General features: G+C 44.4%; 2 protein-coding genes and 1 pseudogene. 1 reads left to right on the top strand and 2 read right to left on the bottom strand.

Going from position 1 to position 1,045, the window contains the following annotated elements; all coding sequences use genetic code 11:
• Positions 1-195: 195 nt before the first annotated feature.
• Together KDK16_RS09220 and KDK16_RS09215 are read right to left on the bottom strand one after the other, a co-directional pair.
• Positions 196-489 (bottom strand): addiction module antidote protein, encoded by a 294-nt coding sequence (locus KDK16_RS09220; protein ID WP_257275735.1) that lies wholly within the window; start codon positions 487-489, stop codon positions 196-198.
• Positions 482-787 (bottom strand): type II toxin-antitoxin system RelE/ParE family toxin, encoded by a 306-nt coding sequence (locus KDK16_RS09215; RefSeq protein WP_257275734.1) that lies wholly within the window; start codon positions 785-787, stop codon positions 482-484. Before KDK16_RS09215 ends, KDK16_RS09220 begins: the two co-directional genes overlap by 8 nt.
• 134 nt (positions 788-921) lie before the next feature.
• Here KDK16_RS09215 and KDK16_RS13595 point away from each other — a divergent pair.
• Positions 922-1,032 (top strand): annotated as a pseudogene (locus tag KDK16_RS13595) (DNA-binding protein); the annotation flags it as partial.
• Between the last annotated feature and the right edge of the window lie 13 nt (positions 1,033-1,045).

The raw sequence follows: 1,045 nt of genomic DNA, 5'->3' as shown, positions 1-1,045 counted from the left end.
GCGTGCAGTTTGAAGCTTGGTGGTAATCCGTAATCTGAAATGAACAAAAAGGCGGATTTTATGCCAAGGGCTTAAGCCAGGTTTGGCAGAAACACCTAAATGATAATGCATTACTTATAACCAAAATAAGGCTGCTATTATGCAGCCTTATTTTTTCTTGTGTTTGGCGCATATCTCTAGCTTTGAACAATAAACTTATACCCGCAAAGGCTTGCCGATATTCATAGAAACTCCCAGAGCCTTACATACAGCCAGAAGGGTTTTCAGACTTGGATTACCCTCTTCACTCAGCGATCGATAGAGGCTTTCACGAGACAAACCTGTTTCTTTTGCAAGCTTACTCATTCCTTTAGCTCTGGCCACAACGCCCAGTGAGTCCGCAATAAAGCCAGCATGACCGGTTGCTATCGCCTCGTCTATGTAACACTGAATAGCTTCATCGTTATCAAGGAACTCAGCAGGGTCAAAGTCTGTTATTTTACTATCCATTATTAGCTCTCCAATCTTTATATAGCGCTCTGGCAAGATCTATTTGTTTCTGTTGATCTTTCTTTTGACTTCCACAAAATACAATAATCAGCTCACTGCCTTGACGCACAAAATAGACACGGTAGCCCTTGCCTGTATCAATCCTCAACTCGCTTAAGCCACCTCCAACAGGCTTCACGTCCCCAGATAATCCGAACTCCAAGCGCTTCACTCTCGATAATATGGATGCTTTGGCCTTCGGATCTTTCAAAGCTTTAAGCCATCTTCTGAAAACACCATGTTGTTTGACTGTAATCATGCCTCTATTGTAGCTTAAATACTACACAGCCAAAAGTTTGGGGCTGATAGACTCTACTGAGCGGCATGCAGTGCAGCAGGTCTTGATTACTTTGATACCGTTATCAACGCCGCAATAGCGGAAAACAGTTCGGGCTCAACCGAGAAAGCCTCTACAAAGCGTTCAATGGCAAGGCTCAACCTCGTTGGGATACCATACATCGCCTGCTGAAAGCGCTGGGTGTCAGGCTGACTATTGCAGCCTGATCTGGTGAGTGCT

The sequence above is a fragment of the Endozoicomonas sp. SESOKO4 genome, assembly GCF_024606275.1.
The sequence above is the reverse complement of the archived record's forward strand: the minus strand, read 5'-3'. Positions and strand labels throughout refer to the sequence as shown.

Excerpts from the sequence above, each read along its gene's own strand:
- KDK16_RS09220 (WP_257275735.1), bottom strand. The coding sequence starts at position 489 with ATGGATAGTAAAATAACAGACTTTGACCCTGCTGAGTTCCTTGATAAC.
- KDK16_RS09215 (WP_257275734.1), bottom strand. The coding sequence starts at position 787 with ATGATTACAGTCAAACAACATGGTGTTTTCAGAAGATGGCTTAAAGCT.